This window comes from uncultured Rossellomorea sp., from assembly GCF_947488365.1.
Taxonomy (GTDB): Bacteria; Bacillota; Bacilli; order Bacillales; family Bacillaceae_B; genus Rossellomorea.
The window spans coordinates 1-15,650 of the sequence record NZ_CANKZT010000010.1; the positions used below are offsets into that span (position 1 = coordinate 1).

The following is a 15,650-nucleotide window of genomic DNA, read 5'->3' on the forward strand; positions in this document are numbered from 1 at the left end:
GCATGTATTAGGCACGCCGCCAGCGTTCGTCCTGAGCCAGGATCAAACTCTCCGATAAAAGTTTGAATAGCTCTTTACAAATAAATCTAGAATTAACGTTGACGTATTGTCTTGTTTTGTTCAGTTTTCAAGGTTCAATGTGTAAGTGCTTCCGTTTGAAGCGACCCTTTAAATATTACATTATCGACTCGTTTAAGTCAATAACTTTTTTTAAAAAGTTTTTATTAAGTTATCGCCTTTTTGCGGCAACAGATAATACTATACCACCTTCCATATTTGGGCGCAAGAGATTTTTCTAATGTTTTTCATTATATATTTCACATAAGACAAAAGGCATTCAATTCATTCTTTATACCGTAATATAAAAGGTGCCATTAGACCCAAAAGATAATTAACATCATTGCTTCACCAAATTATTATCTTCCTTACATATAGTTATCATTCAACAAAAACAGCAGAGGCACTAAGCCTCTGCTGTTCTGAATACGAGATTAATCACGATGACGCATTAATGGGAATAATAAAACGTCCCGAATAGATGGAGAGTTGGTTAACAGCATAACAAGTCTGTCGATACCGATACCAAGGCCACCTGTTGGCGGCATACCATATTCAAGAGCCTCGATGAAATCATTATCCATCATGTGGGCTTCGTCGTTTCCTTCTTCTCTTTCTTTCAGTTGCGCTTCAAAACGCTCCCTTTGATCGATTGGATCATTAAGCTCCGTGAAGGCATTCGCGTGTTCACGTCCTACGATGAATAACTCAAAACGATCTGTGAATCGTGGATCTTCATCGTTCTTCTTGGCAAGTGGAGAAATTTCCACCGGGTGACCATAAATGAACGTAGGTTGGATAAGTTTATCTTCTACTTTTTGTTCGAAGAATTCATTTACCACATGACCATATTGCATATTGTCTTTGATTTCGATGCCGTGTTCTTTCGCAAGGGCACGCGCTTCTTCATCGGACATTTCTTTCCAGAAATCCACACCAGTCTGTTCTTTAACCGCGTCAACCATGTGAAGGCGAGTCCACTCCGGCTCCAGGTTTATTTCATAGTCTGCATACTGAACCGTAGTAGAACCGAATACTTCCTTCGCAATATGAGCTACAAGATTTTCAGTAAGAGCCATGATATCACGGTAATCTGCGTATGCTTCGTAAAGCTCGATCATCGTGAACTCAGGGTTATGTCTTGTAGACACACCTTCGTTACGGAATACACGTCCGATTTCGTATACTTTCTCAAGTCCACCGACGATCAAGCGCTTTAGGTGAAGCTCAATCGCGATACGCATGAATAAAGGCATATCAAGTGCGTTGTGATGTGTATTGAAAGGACGGGCAGATGCTCCCCCTGCGATGGCATGCATCATTGGTGTTTCTACTTCTAAGTAACCGTTATTGTCCAGATATCTTCTCATGGATTGGATGATACGGCTGCGGGCGATGAACGTCTCTTTGCTTTCCTGGCTTGTGATTAGATCCAGGTAACGTTGACGATAGCGCTGCTCAACGTCTTTTAATCCGTGGAACTTCTCAGGCAACGGGCGCAGTGCTTTGGTTAGAAGGTGGAATTCTTTCGCTTTTACTGAAAGCTCTCCCACTTTTGTTTTAAATATTGTACCCGTAATCCCTACGATATCTCCGAGGTCTGCTGTATTGAATAGTTCGTATGCTTCTTCACCGATCGCATCTTTACGAACATAGATTTGGACTTGTCCAGCTAAGTCCTGCAGGTGGGCAAATCCCGCTTTCCCTTTTCCACGCTTAGTCATGATACGACCTGCAATGGTTACAGTGATGTCTTTCTCTTCTAGTTCTTCTTTAGAAAATTCATCGAATTGAGATTTGATCTCGGATGAACTGTGTGTACGATCATAGCGTTTACCGAATGGATCAAGTCCCTTATCACGGATTGATTCCATTTTTTCACGTCTTACTCGAAGCTGGTCATTGATTTCTTCGTGACTCATGTGTTTCACTCCTATTCTATCTACTTGCTTTACTAGACTAATACGATTATATACCATACTATTTTACACAATATCTATGTTTGTAACACCCCTAAAGTATGAGTTATTTCAGAAACGTACTTTAGCGGGTTAAAAAGAGATGAAAAAAATCTAAAAAAGGCCGATCCAACCTGGTGACAGTGTCACGAATTGGTTCCAGCCTTTTCTAGAATAACATAAAAGGATATACAGGTGAATTAACCGGCATTCACTCACTACGTTCAGATTCTTCATGAGGGATCAGCTCATGTATTGGTATGTTCAACACTTCTGCAACATTCACTAAGAAATCTTCTTTCGGTATCCGACTGCCTCTTTCCACTTCTCCAAGGACCGAAACAGAGATGGAAAGTTCCTTGGCCAAACCTTCCTGAGTATACCCTTTTAACTTTCTGAATGCACGAATGCGTCTTCCCCATTTATCTGTTTCCATAACCGAACTCCTTCTTTGTCAGGTATTTCGTCCAGAAATTCAACGAACGGGGCATTAAAAGACGGATGCTCTATATGTGGAGCAACCTCTACTAACGGGATTAACACAAATGCTCTTTCTTGCATCCTTGGGTGAGGAATGAGGAGATTCTCTGATTCAATATTTTCTTGATCATAGAGTAAAATATCAAGGTCTATTATTCGCGGACCCCATTTGAACTCCCTTTCTCTTCCAAGGTCGATTTCCACCTGCAAGCACTGATGTAATAGAGTTTCTGGACTTAGACTGGTACGAATTTCGATGACCATATTCAAAAATTTACCTTGTTCTGTAAATCCTACTGGGTCTGTTTCATACATAGAGGATTGTTTCGTTACCTCTATCTTACCATGACTGCCTAAGATGTTTATGGCTTTTTCTAAATAACCCGCCCTGTCTCCCATATTGGAACCAAGGGAAATGTATGCAGTATTCATCCTACCGACTCCTATTAATCTCCACCGCCACCGATTGGTAATGTCCAGGAATAGGTGGATCAGGCTTGATTAGTGTTATTTTACAGCTCTCTACGACTTGGAATGCCTCTAAGATCCGGGAAGAGATGTCTTCAGCGACCGCTTCCACTAAATTCTTCGGTTCTCCCTCAACTACAGTTTTCGTGATAGAATAGATCTCCGCATAGTTTACGGAGTCCTCAAGCTGATCACTTTGACCGGACTTCCTTAAATCTAAATGCAACTCTACACTAACACGAAAACGTTGTCCAAGTTTGTTTTCTTCCTGGAATACACCGTGATAGCCGTAAAACTCCATTTCATTCAATAGAATCTTATCCATACATTTTCTCCTTTCCAACGAGGGCATCCATCATCTTCGCCATGCGTGCCATTTCTTTTACATCATGAACCCTCACGATGTGGCAGCCTTTTTGAATCCCGTAGCATACCGTCGCTCCCGTGCCTTCCATCCGTTCCTCTACGGGCAGATCAAGAACATGCCCAATGATAGACTTCCGTGACGTCCCCAGGAGCACAGGATATCCTAGTGAAACAAGAACATCCAAGTGTCTCATCATCTCTATGTTTAATTGTACTGTTTTTGCAAACCCGATTCCAGGATCCAGGATGATTTGATCGTCTTTCACCCCTGCTTCTTTCACTAGGAAGATGCTTTCCTGCAGATCTTGTAACGCATCCCGAACGAAGTGGCTGTAATCCTGGTTATCCCGGTTATGCATGAGAATAATCGGGGCTCCCGTTTCCGCCGCTACTTGGGCCATTTCAGGATCCTTTTTCGCGCCCCATACATCGTTAATGATGCTTGCACCTGCTTCCAGCGCTTTTCGTGCCGTCGCTGCCTTATACGTGTCGATGGATATTGGTACGTTCACTTCCCGGGAGATCGCCTCTATAATCGGCACGACCCTAGAAATTTCTTCTTCAGCCGCTACGATTTGGTGCCCTGGCCGAGTGGACTCTCCCCCTATATCTATAATATCCGCACCCATCTCTACCATTTCTTTCGCACGCTCTACAGCCCGGTCCAATTCATTGAACGAACCACCGTCCGAGAATGAATCAGGTGTGATATTTAAAATCCCCATAATAAGGGTTTTCTCTGAAAAATTAAGTTCGTATTTCCCGCATTTCATTGCACGACTCCCCCTGCTATAATTCCTCAATTGAATTCAACTGTCCTGTATACTTGCTGTACTGATCATGAAGCAACCTTGAATACTCTCCATTTCGGCCGGGGAAATTCACAGAGTCGATTCTGTTTACCGGTATGATCTCTTGCACAGAATTCGTAAAGAAAACCTCATGGGCATTCAGTAATTGCTCTTTCCCGAACATCCCTTCCCGGACCGGCATCTGCATTCGATCCGCCAGGGCAAGGATGAACTGACGCGTTATCCCGTTTAAGAGCCCGGTCCCTACAGCTGGTGTATACAATTCTGCATTTTTTACCCAGAAAAGATTGGAGGTTATCCCTTCACACAGATAGCCTTCCTTTGTAAGGAATATCCCTTCCCGGTGAGGAGATGGTCCAATTTCCCGTTTTGCCGCCATATTGTTCAGGTAATGATGGGATTTCAAACGTTCCCCTGTCTCCGGTGTGTTTCTTCTTAACTGAAGCAGCACACCTTCTTTTTCTTTTAATGGCAGAGAAGGAGGCAATTCCTTTTGAAAAAGGATCACCGTCGCATCCTCATAAGGGGTCGTTTGTAAACCTATCTCCCCAGCCCCACCGGAGATGTTGAACCGGCAATATGCATCCTTCAAGCCATTTTTATCTAAAAGGGTTGTTATTGCATTCCTGATCTTCTCTTCATCCAGGTCTGCTGCAATATTCAATTCCTTTAATCCATGAGAAAGCCTCTTCAAATGATCCTTTAGCAAAAAAGGATGACCCTCATACGTCCGAAAGGTCTCAAACACGCCCAATCCATATAAATACCCGTGATCGAATGGGGAAATGACCGCCTCTGATGCATGAACGATTTCTCCATTAAGATATAAGTACATTTATAAAACCATCTCGATTTTTTTATAGGTCGTTAAAAAGTTAAGGAGCAGCTGTTTCCCTTGTTCCGTCATGATGGATTCGGGATGGAACTGCACCCCTTCGATCGGCAGCTGTTTATGACGGATCCCCATAATCTCCCCTTCTTCCGTTTCGGCTGAAATGTCAAAGCATTCAGGAAGGGTTTCTCTTTTAACGATCAGGGAATGGTATCTTGTTGCCTTGAAAGGATTGGGCATGTCTTTGAAAATGGTTTTCCCGTCATGGATCATCGGTGAGACTTTTCCGTGCATTAACCGTTCAGCACGAACAACATCCCCTCCGAAAACCTGGGCAATCGATTGGTGACCCAGGCAAACGCCGAAAATCGGAATCTTTCCGGCAAAGGCCCGGATCGCCTCGAGGCTCACACCCGCTTCATTTGGACTGCACGGTCCCGGAGAAATCATCAGGTAATCGGGAGACAATGCCTCAATCTCATCTAATGTGATCTCGTCATTTCGTTTCACGACCAGCTCTTCCCCTAACTCTCCTAAAAATTGCACAAGATTATAGGTGAATGAATCGTAGTTATCAACCATGAGAATCATAGGGTTTCTCCTTCCGCCCGGGCTTTCGCTACCCAAAGGGCTTTCGCTTTCTTCAAGGATTCTTTATATTCATACTTAGGGTTAGAATCAATTACGACTCCCGCACCCGCTTGAATATGCGCTTTTCCATCTTTCACAAGCATCGTCCGAATGACGATATTCAATTCCATATCACCATTGACGCCAATCCAGCCAATGGACCCTGTGTAAATCCCTCTTCTGACCGGTTCTAGCTCTTCAATGATCTCCATCGTTCTCACCTTGGGAGCTCCCGTAATGGTTCCACCAGGAAAAACAGATCGAATTAAATCCGCTCCCGTTTTGGTTTCATCTAGTGTTCCTCTTACATTCGAAACGATGTGCATGACGTGGGAGTATTTTTCGATGACCATGAACTCATTCACTTCAACTGTCCCGTATTGGCACACCCTGCCCAGGTCATTTCGTTCCAGGTCCACAAGCATCACATGCTCTGCTCTTTCTTTTTCGTTGTTGATCAGCTCAAAAGCAAGTTTCTCATCCTCTTCAGCATCTTTTCCACGCGAGCGTGTGCCTGCAATTGGTCTTGTGCTTACTTCCGTTCCTTTTTTCTTTACTAGTAATTCCGGTGATCCTGAGACAATCTGAAAGTCCGGGCTTTGAATATAACTCATGTAAGGGGAGGGGTTTAATTCCCGAAGCATTTTATATACCGTGTAGGGCTTAGCCTTCAACTCTTGAGATTGTCGGACAGATAAATTCACCTGAAAAACATCACCTTGAGATATATAGGATTGAATTTGTTTTACGGCCACTGAGAATTCTTCCTCATCCATGGATACCTCAATGCTCGCCGTCTCATGATGTACAGGATCTTCTGCATCCTCATTAATCGGGGACAGGGCTTCTGTCCAAATGGATGTCCATTTGGCAAGATTCTTCTCAGCCGATTCCGGTTCTTTATCGGAAAGAATCATCGTCCACAAAATATTTTCCTGATGATCGAAGACTACCCATTCCTCCAGGTAGTAGAAATAAAGGTCCGGAATCTCCAGGTCATCACGCCCCAAAGCGGGGAGCCTCTCAATCTTTCTTGCATAATCATAACTAAGGAACCCGATCACGCCCCCTTGGAAATCAGGGAGATCCTCTCTTCTTTTCGTCCGAAGGGGATTCATCCACCTTTCCAACAAAATCAACGGATCTCCATTTATCGTTTCAACTCCGGAAGAGCTTTGTATGAGCAACCCATCAGGGACACTTTGTAAAATTACATCAGGTTGTAGTCCAGCAACGCTATATCGTCCACCCCGTCCACTTTCTAACAAAATATGATGTGGCTGATGTTGACTAAGTTGTTCGTATGCTGCAAAAAATTGTTCTTTGGTTGAATGGTTTTTATGAAAATATAGGTGCTGCACTGACCCCTCACACTCCTAATCTTTATCTATTTTCATGATACATGAACTTTGGGAAGGTTTCATCGTTAAAAACTTGAAATTATGTAATGGGATGATGGATTTTGAAGGTGCTTTTACTATTAATCTTCTAACAGATCAAAAAAAAACGGATCCTGAAGATTTCACTTCAGGATCCGACACATCTTTATTATTCTTCATCAAATTGGTAAAGAGGAGTACTTAAATAGCGTTCTCCATTACTAGGGATGATTGCCAGTACTTTCTTACCCTTTCCTAACTTTTTCGCCACTTCAATGGCTGCATAGATGGCTGCTCCAGAAGAAATCCCGCCCAGGATCCCCTCTTCTTTAGCAGCTCTCCTTGCATAGTCGAAGGCCGAATCTTTTTCAACTTGAATAACATGATTATATACACTCGTATCTAAGATCTCAGGGATAAATCCAGCACCGATTCCTTGGATTTTATGAGGACCAGGTTTACCCCCTGATAATACAGGCGAATCTGACGGCTCCACCGCATACAGATCAATGGATGGATAATGCTTCTTCAGCACTTCCCCCACACCTGTAATCGTACCACCTGTTCCAATCCCGGCAATGAAGGCATCCAGCTGATCGCCCATTTGCTCGACGATCTCAGGTCCGGTTGTTTCCCGATGCACTTTCGGATTGGCTGTATTTTTAAATTGCTGTGGCATGAAATAGCCTTTTTCTTTCGATAACTCTTCAGCTTTGCGAATGGCCCCTCCCATACCTTCTGCTCCTGGCGTTAATACTAATTCTGCGCCGTAAGCACGTAACAGGTTGCGTCGCTCCATACTCATTGTGTCAGGCATGACAAGTAGGGCACGGTACCCTTTTGCCGCAGCCACCATCGCTAAACCGATACCCGTGTTCCCACTCGTCGGCTCAACAATCGTATCCCCAGGTTTAATCGTACCTGCGGCTTCACCTGCTTCAATCATCGCCAATGCGATACGATCTTTTACAGAGCTGCCCGGGTTCATATATTCTAATTTCAAGTAAACATCCGCACTATTTTCATCTACTAATCGATTCAGTTTCACCACTGGAGTCTGACCTATTAATTCCGAAATTGAATTGGCTACTCTTACCATTCATCCATCACTCCTAATCCCAAGTAAATTTGTTGGTTTTATAAAAATGTAACAATATTCAATATATTTGTCAATTAATAAGTATAAGCGGGGGTTGGCCCTGTTCACTCTAAAGGGCCTGGATCGGGGTAAGTGTTGTGCATATTGGATAGGTGTATTATTCAACTTCCCGGTTAATCCCTCGAGCTTTCCAAATGCTTGTAGGACCTGGCCAAATTACCTCCACCCTAGGTTATATGTATGCACATTTCATTTATCCTATGTTACGTTAAAAAGCTTTTCTCTATGTAAAAAGAAGCTGACCTTTAAAAGGCCAGCCCCCTCTAATTCTGTTTTCCGTAAAACCAGTCCACTTCAACCTCTTCCCAAAAGGACTCGGGCTGCAGTGGTGTCTCTACTTGCTCTAAAGCAATTTGTCTCCGAATTTGAGATTTTACGTCTTTGAATGAAAAATGTCTTTCTTTCAAAACATCGTCTACATAATAAATAACGTACTCTGAATCCTCTCGAACCGGTTTTGTCCATTCACCTGGTGAGAGAGGCTCTATTTCTTCTGAGGCTTCTGAAGATAGGAAATCTCCATCCAGAGGAACATACCCGATGTCCCCCCCTAAATGAGCACTTTGCTCATCGATTGAACGCTCCATGGCTAATGCTTCAAAGTCCGAGCCAGCTTCGAGTTCTTCCAATGCTTGAGCTGCTTCTGATTGATCAGCCACCTTCAACTGCTTCAGCTTATACATTTTAGAAATAGAATACAGATGCTCGTTTTGATTATAAAAGCTCTTTAACTCTTTTTCAGGTACTTGGACATCCTTAGTGAGGAGCTCCTCTAATAATAATTCAGATCTGATTTGAGCCTTTAGTGAATCTTCATCTTCAAGATTTTCTTCATCGTAAGCATTATAAACAGACTGTATGAGATAGTATTCCTGCTCTACTTCTTTTTCCGAAACGGAGATATCATATTTCTTCGCTAAATGGTCGATCACTTGCTGATTGATCAGGGCCTTTAGCTCTTCCTTACCATGTTTTTGCTCAAGGGAATACAACCAGTCCTCCCGGGTTACTGACTCTCCACCAACCGTTGCCACTACTTCAGGAGTTCCACTCGCCCCGGAAGAGCGATCCCACACGAGTGTAATGATGTTTGTGACAAGTAGTACCCCAACCAAAACCATGAGTACAGACCGTTTAATTCTCATTTCTCCCATTCTCCCTGGATATGATTTACTGCTTAGCGTTTGCTTTCAGTTCTTCTAATTCTTCTTTAGAAAATACATAGGTTTCGTTACAGAAGTGACAGCTTGCTTCTGCACTTCCATCTTCATCGATCATTTCTTGAATTTCTTGCTCCCCTAAGCTGATGATGGCATTTGAAAAACGTTCTTTATTGCACTGACATTTAAATGCCACAGGAAGCGTTTCAAGTACTTTGACTTCCCCTTTTCCAAGTACTTCTTCTAATACCTCTTCAGGGGTGAGGCCCTTTTCGATTAACTTCGAGATTGGAGGGATTTTTGCTAAGCGCTCTTCAATCTTCGTAATCGTTTCTTCATCCGTTCCCGGCATAAGCTGCAGAATGAACCCGCCTGCTGCAAGGATCGAATTATCAGGGTTCACTAACACACCAACCCCTACAGAAGAAGGTACCTGTTCAGAAGTGACGAAATAATATGTGAAGTCTTCTCCAAGTTCTCCTGAAACAATCGGAACCTGACCAGAGAAATGATCTCTCATGCCTATATCTTTTACAATCGATAATGTTCCTGTTGTACCTACAGCACGACGGACATCAAGCTTCCCGTGCTCGTTTAAATCAAAGTGTACATGTGGGTTGGTCACATATCCCCTGACCTCTCCTTTTGCATTACTGTCCACAAGAATGGCGCCGATCGGGCCTCCACCTTCCACTTTGATCGTTAATTTATTGTCTCCTTTAAGCATAGCCCCCATCATGACTCCGGCACTAATGCTTCTGCCTAATGCTGCTGATGCAGTTGGCCATGTTCCATGTCTTCTTTGTGCTTCTCCTACTGTATCCGTGCTTTTCACTGCATAAGCACGTACCTGGCCATTATAGGCTAACGCTTTTACTAAATAGTCGCTCATGGGTTGAAGCTCCTTTCACTTTAGTTCATGTTTCTCTTGTAGATTAATTTTAATCCTTTTAATGTCAGGAAAGGATCTACTACGTCAATGCTGTTGGATTCTTTAGAAATCAATGTCGCTAATCCTCCAGTTGCTATGACCGTTGGTTCCTTCTTACTTTGTGCTTTCATTCTTTGAACGATACCTTCTACTTGTCCAACATATCCATAGAGAATACCTGCTTGCATAGCCGTTACGGTATTCTTTCCAATAATATGTTCAGGACGGGCAATTTCGATCCTTGGCAATTTAGCCGCCTTTGAGTACAGGGCTTCCGTTGAAATACCTATTCCAGGTGCAATCGCTCCACCCATATATTGTCTTTCCTCATTGATATAGCAATACGTCGTCGCTGTACCGAAATCAACAATAATGAGAGGACCACCGTATTCATGAATACCAGCGACAGCATTTACAATTCGATCCGCTCCGACTTCCCTTGGATTTTCATACTTGATATTTAAACCGGTTTTAATACCAGGCCCAACGACGAGCGGAGTAATATTAAAATATTTCTCACACATACGTTCCAAACTAAACATAATTGGAGGAACAACTGAGGAAATAATGATTCCGTCAATCTCGTCAAACGTAAGCTTCACATGCTCGAACAGATTCTTCACAAGCATCCCAAACTCATCTTCCGTTTTATGTCGATTCGTTTCAGCTCTCCAATGATATTTTAAATGGTCATTTTCATATACACCAAATACAATATTGGTATTCCCTACATCCATTACAAAAATCAATATCCTCACCTACTAAGCCAATTGTTTTCACACTGCCAACATCATACCATAATTTATTTAGAATAGGTACAAAAGCGGAACCGGCTTGGTCAGACCCGACAAGCATAAGATGAATGGGCCGGGAAGGCGTTCTTTGCCTTCTTGGACCATTTATCTTATGACCTCGAGGGGCTAGCCGGTGGAGCTAGATGAGACAAAAGCGGAACCGGCTTGGTTAGACCCGACAAGCATAAGGCGAATATGTTTAGCAGGGGGATTCGCTAGCTCCATCTAGTTACGGTTAAATATTCTGTATTTTGCATTTTAGAGCATTATCTTGTAGCAAACACGCATATTGAGCATATAATCCGATTTTGGGTGATGAAATCCAAGAAAAACTCTGCCATAAGGTGCTGTTTCGGGTTACTCGTTGAGAAAATCCGGCCATTTTACGCCATAATCCGGCCGTTTTAATCGAAAATCCGGCCGAAACAGGAAATAATCCAGCCGTTTTACAATCCTTTCCAAAACAACATATTAACCAATCATGAATCGTCCTGCAGTGGAAGCCAATCTACCACAACAAAAAGGATGCACCCATTACTGGATGCATCCCCTCTATTTACGTACGATCAGAGTTAGAATCGTCTTCTTTTGAAGCTGTATCTTCCTCGATCACCGTTTCTTCATTTTTCTTTTGGATATTTACTTTCACGTCGCTGTTATCCTGATCGGATTCATACGTACGTTCCGGTAATTTACCATGATCCATTAAATGCTTGATTTGCGCTGCATCCAATGTTTCAATGTCTAATAATGTTTTCGCAATGAGTTCAAGCTTGTCGCGATTTTCAGTAAGAATTCGCTTCGCTCTCTCATAGCTTTCTTTAATTAGACGCTGCATTTCTAAGTCGATTTCGTAAGCGATGGCATCTGAATAATTTTGCTCACTATTGATGTCGCGTCCCAAGAACACTTGACCGCCTTGAGATTGACCAAACTGAAGCGGTCCAAGCTTATCACTCATACCATATTCAGTGACCATTTTACGGGCAATTCCAGTTGCACGTTGGAAGTCATTATGGGCACCAGTTGAGACATCACCGAAGATGATTTCCTCTGCTACACGACCACCAAGTAAACCGGTAATCTTATCAAGAAGCTCAGGCTTCGTCATAAAGTAACGATCTTCTTTCGGAAGCATAACGGCATATCCGCCTGCTTGCCCACGAGGAACGATGGTCACCTTATGTACCATATCTGCTTCATCAAGGACTAATCCAATAACGGTATGACCCGCTTCGTGGAATGCCACGATTTTACGTTCTTTTTCAGATATGACGCGGCTCTTCTTCGCAGGACCGGCAATGACACGGTCTGTTGCTTCATCAATATCGCGCATATCGATTTTCTTCTTATCCTCACGGGCTGCCACAAGTGCTGCTTCGTTTAGAAGGTTTTCTAAATCAGCTCCAGAGAAACCTGGTGTTCTCATGGCAATTGCTTTTAAATCGACAGATTCATCAAGCGGTTTATTATGTGCATGAACTTTAAGAACCGCTTCACGTCCTTTAAGGTCAGGACGATCAACTGTAATCTGACGGTCGAAACGACCTGGACGTAACAATGCAGGATCCAGAATGTCTGGTCGGTTTGTTGCAGCGACGATGATGATACCTTCGTTAGCGCCAAAACCATCCATTTCGACTAGTAACTGGTTAAGGGTTTGTTCACGCTCATCGTGACCTCCACCTAAACCTGCTCCACGTTGACGACCGACTGCATCAATTTCATCAATGAAAATGATACAAGGTGCATTCTTCTTTGCATTTTCGAATAAATCACGTACACGAGATGCTCCGACACCGACAAACATTTCAACGAAGTCGGAACCACTGATTGAGAAGAAAGGAACTCCTGCTTCTCCAGCCACTGCTCGCGCAAGTAAGGTTTTACCTGTACCTGGAGGTCCCACTAGAAGGACACCCTTTGGAATACGGGCACCCACTTCAGAGAATTTGCGTGGATCCTTTAAGAATTCCACTACCTCTACAAGTTCTTGCTTCTCTTCATCTGCTCCCGCTACATCTTTAAAGCGGACTTTCTTCTTCTCTTCGCTGTATAGCTTTGCTTTACTTTTCCCAAAGTTCATGACACGGCTGCCGCCGCCTTGAGCTTGGTTAAGTAAGAAGAAGAACAGAATAAAGATAATGACAAATGGAATGATCGTCGTAAAGAAAGATACCCAGCCGCTTGTTTCTTTGGCTTGTAATACTTCCACATCAATTCCTTGCTCTGATGCTGCCGTATTGATCTTCTCCATTAACTTTCCATCTGTGGTAAGGACATAGGTTAAGAAGTACTCTCCTTCTTTAGCCCCTTCCATCTGTCCTTTCACTTCATAAACGCCTCTGCCAGGCTGAATTGAAAAAGAAGAAACGTCTCCCTCTTCAAGGTTATTAATAAACGTACTGTACTCGATATTTTTGGTTGGCTCGTTGTTATTACTGAAATAACTCACCACACCTATAATCACTAAAAAGACTAGTAAATAGAATATGGTGTTTCGAAAGATCCGGTTCATCCCTTACCTCCTCCCACGGGTAAACAAACTAAGTAAAATAGTATCATAGAAAATCATGGCATTACAACAAATTGCACTTACAAGATTCCTCTTTAGAATATACTTATTCTCCTGTTGTATACACTCTTGGTTTTAAAACACCGATATACGGTAGATTACGGTATCTTTCTGCGTAATCCAGGCCATACCCGACAACGAATTCGTCAGGAACAATAAAGCCTACATAGTCCGCTTTGATATCTGCTTTGCGTCCAGATGGCTTGTCAAGAAGCGTGACAATGCTGATGGATTTTGCTTTGCGATAACGGAATAGTTCCACTAAGTAGCTTAGTGTTAAACCACTGTCGATAATATCTTCAATGATCAGGATATCCCGTCCTTCCACTTTCGTGTCTAAATCTTTCACAATCTTTACTTCTCCTGAAGAGACAGTAGAGTTTCCGTAGCTGGATACATCCATGAAGTCCATTTCCATATGTGTATCCATACGTTTACAAAGGTCCGCCATGAATGGCATCGCGCCTTTTAAAACTCCAATTGCCAAAGGAAATCGATCTTGATACTCCTCTGTTAATTGTGCACCTAATGCTTTAATCTTTTCTTGAAGTTCTTCTTCTGAAATTAACACTTTCTCAATATCTTGATTTAACAATGTTCAACTGCCTCCTAGAAGATGATTGCTCTTAAATTGTAGTACTAAACTATTTTCTTGCTCTTCTCCCAAATCGTAAATAGACTTTTTCATTCCCGGTACCCAAAGTATGTGATTATCTGCGTCCACTACAATAGGCCATCCGTCACGGAGGTGTACAGGAACTTTTTCGTCAATAAAGAGTGTCTTAAGCTTCTTTGAGCCTTCCAAACCCTTCACTTTCATTCGATCTCCGCTCTTTCTCGTACGCACATATAAAGGTAGAGTGACCTCGTCCGGATCCAGGTAGATCCTATCGCCGGTAAGATCCTCTGCTAACGAGGAAGAACAATGGAGACGGAACTGATATCCACCTTTAAGTTCAAGCGTTTCATTCACCTGTATCCCGTAACAATAAGGAGATTCGGTTAACGCTAATTCTCCAAAGTGAAAATAACATGTATGATACGCCCTTGTTACCTTAAGCCCTTTCGGTAAATCCAGGCTGGCATTAGGCGTTTTTCCTTTTAATATACCCAATACATCGTAAATATGTATAGACGATAAGGAAGATGGTCTAAGTTTGTAAAGATAGTTTAATATTAGATTAATCCCTCTTCTTTGTAAAGGCTGAGCCATTGCAAGAAAACCTTCGATATTTAAAGATGAGAAATCTCCAGTGTTATTCCATACCTTATTCAACTTATTCCTTGTTAATTCCTCTAAAAATGCCTCATCTTCTTCCAATTCTTCACTAAATCGTTGGAATTGAAGATGAACATGAGGGTTTTCATTCTTTAAGAACGGCAGAACCTTTTTTCGGAATCGGTTCCTCGTATAATCTTCCTTCTGATTGCTGGGATCCCTCCTCGGAGAAAGGTCGTATCTCTCACAATAGCCTTCGATTTCCTTCTTGGTGATCGAGAGGAAGGGCCGGATTATCTCTCCTGTAGAAAAAGGGCGCTTGAATGGAATTCCCGCTCTGCCGGCTCCCGACGCTCCCCTTGTCATCTTCATTAAGATGGTTTCTACCTGATCATCCCCATGGTGACCGAGGGCCAATTTGGTAGCTGATACATCTTCCATTACATTCCCCAAGAATTCATAACGAATGTGTCGGGCCTTTTCCTGTAGGCTTCCATTCATCTTCTCCATTTCAGTTGACACATCCATTCGTTCACCGTAAAAAGGGATGTGTCGACTTCTGCAGAATCCTTCTACGAACAAAAGCTCTTGATAGGACTCTTCTCCTCGAAACATATGATCAAGATGAGCAGCGATCACTTCTACTCCCCACTCATTACGGTTCGCATCGAGAAAATGGAGAAGCGCTAAGGAATCAGGGCCTCCAGACACAGCCACAACAATTCGATCTCCCTCTTCAATAAGCCCATGATCGTGAATAAACTCTTTTGTAGTATGTTCTAACATAACGCTTCCTCTTCCTAAAACCATTTTCCCCATTGTATCAATAT

Annotated in this window: 15 protein-coding genes; all 15 read right to left on the reverse strand. The window is 42.7% G+C overall.

Features of this window, described 5'->3' with window-relative positions; all coding sequences use genetic code 11:
* Nucleotides 1-491: 491 nt before the first annotated feature.
* Nucleotides 492-1,988 (reverse strand): lysine--tRNA ligase, encoded by a 1,497-nt coding sequence (lysS, locus tag Q1B03_RS20680; protein ID WP_299746442.1) that lies wholly within the window; start codon nucleotides 1,986-1,988, stop codon nucleotides 492-494.
* A gap of 238 nt (nucleotides 1,989-2,226) precedes the next feature.
* Nucleotides 2,227-2,451, reverse strand: coding sequence for a helix-turn-helix domain-containing protein (locus Q1B03_RS20685; protein ID WP_299746269.1), 225 nt, complete (start codon nucleotides 2,449-2,451; stop codon nucleotides 2,227-2,229).
* Complete coding sequence (gene folK, locus Q1B03_RS20690; RefSeq protein WP_299746272.1) at nucleotides 2,403-2,927, reverse strand: 2-amino-4-hydroxy-6-hydroxymethyldihydropteridine diphosphokinase; 525 nt, start codon at nucleotides 2,925-2,927, stop codon at nucleotides 2,403-2,405. The genes Q1B03_RS20685 and folK overlap by 49 nt, the downstream gene beginning before the upstream one ends.
* A gap of 1 nt (nucleotide 2,928) precedes the next feature.
* Nucleotides 2,929-3,288, reverse strand: a complete 360-nt coding sequence (gene folB, locus Q1B03_RS20695) for a dihydroneopterin aldolase (RefSeq protein WP_299746275.1) — start codon at nucleotides 3,286-3,288, stop codon at nucleotides 2,929-2,931.
* Complete coding sequence (gene folP, locus Q1B03_RS20700) at nucleotides 3,281-4,102, reverse strand: dihydropteroate synthase (protein WP_299746278.1); 822 nt, start codon at nucleotides 4,100-4,102, stop codon at nucleotides 3,281-3,283. The genes folB and folP overlap by 8 nt, the downstream gene beginning before the upstream one ends.
* A gap of 16 nt (nucleotides 4,103-4,118) precedes the next feature.
* Nucleotides 4,119-4,976 (reverse strand): aminodeoxychorismate lyase, encoded by an 858-nt coding sequence (gene pabC, locus Q1B03_RS20705; protein ID WP_299746281.1) that lies wholly within the window; start codon nucleotides 4,974-4,976, stop codon nucleotides 4,119-4,121.
* Nucleotides 4,977-5,564, reverse strand: a complete 588-nt coding sequence (gene pabA / locus Q1B03_RS20710; protein ID WP_299746284.1) for an aminodeoxychorismate/anthranilate synthase component II — start codon at nucleotides 5,562-5,564, stop codon at nucleotides 4,977-4,979.
* Nucleotides 5,561-6,964, reverse strand: a complete 1,404-nt coding sequence (gene pabB / locus Q1B03_RS20715; RefSeq protein WP_299746287.1) for an aminodeoxychorismate synthase, component I — start codon at nucleotides 6,962-6,964, stop codon at nucleotides 5,561-5,563. Before pabB ends, pabA begins: the two co-directional genes overlap by 4 nt.
* Before the next feature lie 187 nt (nucleotides 6,965-7,151).
* Nucleotides 7,152-8,081 carry a cysteine synthase A gene (cysK, locus tag Q1B03_RS20720; RefSeq protein ID WP_299746290.1) on the reverse strand — a complete coding sequence of 310 codons (930 nt, stop codon included), beginning with the start codon at nucleotides 8,079-8,081 and terminating at the stop codon, nucleotides 7,152-7,154.
* A gap of 323 nt (nucleotides 8,082-8,404) precedes the next feature.
* Nucleotides 8,405-9,286, reverse strand: coding sequence for a peptidyl-prolyl cis-trans isomerase (locus Q1B03_RS20725; RefSeq protein WP_299746293.1), 882 nt, complete (start codon nucleotides 9,284-9,286; stop codon nucleotides 8,405-8,407).
* A 25-nt stretch (nucleotides 9,287-9,311) separates the two neighbouring features.
* Nucleotides 9,312-10,193: an Hsp33 family molecular chaperone HslO gene (hslO, locus tag Q1B03_RS20730; RefSeq protein ID WP_299746296.1), complete on the reverse strand. Its 882-nt coding sequence runs from the start codon at nucleotides 10,191-10,193 to the stop codon at nucleotides 9,312-9,314.
* Nucleotides 10,194-10,213: 20 nt separating this feature from the next.
* Nucleotides 10,214-10,981 carry a type III pantothenate kinase gene (locus Q1B03_RS20735; protein WP_172655809.1) on the reverse strand — a complete coding sequence of 256 codons (768 nt, stop codon included), beginning with the start codon at nucleotides 10,979-10,981 and terminating at the stop codon, nucleotides 10,214-10,216.
* A 601-nt stretch (nucleotides 10,982-11,582) separates the two neighbouring features.
* Complete coding sequence (gene ftsH / locus Q1B03_RS20740) at nucleotides 11,583-13,544, reverse strand: ATP-dependent zinc metalloprotease FtsH (protein WP_299746301.1); 1,962 nt, start codon at nucleotides 13,542-13,544, stop codon at nucleotides 11,583-11,585.
* Between the two features lie 103 nt (nucleotides 13,545-13,647).
* Nucleotides 13,648-14,196, reverse strand: a complete 549-nt coding sequence (gene hpt / locus Q1B03_RS20745) for a hypoxanthine phosphoribosyltransferase (protein WP_224945544.1) — start codon at nucleotides 14,194-14,196, stop codon at nucleotides 13,648-13,650.
* 3 nt (nucleotides 14,197-14,199) lie between these two features.
* Nucleotides 14,200-15,606: a tRNA lysidine(34) synthetase TilS gene (gene tilS / locus Q1B03_RS20750; protein WP_299746307.1), complete on the reverse strand. Its 1,407-nt coding sequence runs from the start codon at nucleotides 15,604-15,606 to the stop codon at nucleotides 14,200-14,202.
* Between the last annotated feature and the right edge of the window lie 44 nt (nucleotides 15,607-15,650).

Excerpts from the sequence above, each read along its gene's own strand:
- Q1B03_RS20685 (WP_299746269.1), bottom strand. The coding sequence starts at position 2,451 with ATGGAAACAGATAAATGGGGAAGACGCATTCGTGCATTCAGAAAGTTA.
- folK (WP_299746272.1), bottom strand. The coding sequence starts at position 2,927 with ATGAATACTGCATACATTTCCCTTGGTTCCAATATGGGAGACAGGGCG.
- folB (WP_299746275.1), bottom strand. The coding sequence starts at position 3,288 with ATGGATAAGATTCTATTGAATGAAATGGAGTTTTACGGCTATCACGGT.
- folP (WP_299746278.1), bottom strand. The coding sequence starts at position 4,102 with ATGAAATGCGGGAAATACGAACTTAATTTTTCAGAGAAAACCCTTATT.
- pabC (WP_299746281.1), bottom strand. The coding sequence starts at position 4,976 with ATGTACTTATATCTTAATGGAGAAATCGTTCATGCATCAGAGGCGGTC.
- pabA (WP_299746284.1), bottom strand. The coding sequence starts at position 5,564 with ATGATTCTCATGGTTGATAACTACGATTCATTCACCTATAATCTTGTG.
- cysK (WP_299746290.1), bottom strand. The coding sequence starts at position 8,081 with ATGGTAAGAGTAGCCAATTCAATTTCGGAATTAATAGGTCAGACTCCA.
- Q1B03_RS20725 (WP_299746293.1), bottom strand. The coding sequence starts at position 9,286 with ATGAGAATTAAACGGTCTGTACTCATGGTTTTGGTTGGGGTACTACTT.
- hslO (WP_299746296.1), bottom strand. The coding sequence starts at position 10,193 with ATGAGCGACTATTTAGTAAAAGCGTTAGCCTATAATGGCCAGGTACGT.
- ftsH (WP_299746301.1), bottom strand. The coding sequence starts at position 13,544 with ATGAACCGGATCTTTCGAAACACCATATTCTATTTACTAGTCTTTTTA.
- tilS (WP_299746307.1), bottom strand. The coding sequence starts at position 15,606 with ATGTTAGAACATACTACAAAAGAGTTTATTCACGATCATGGGCTTATT.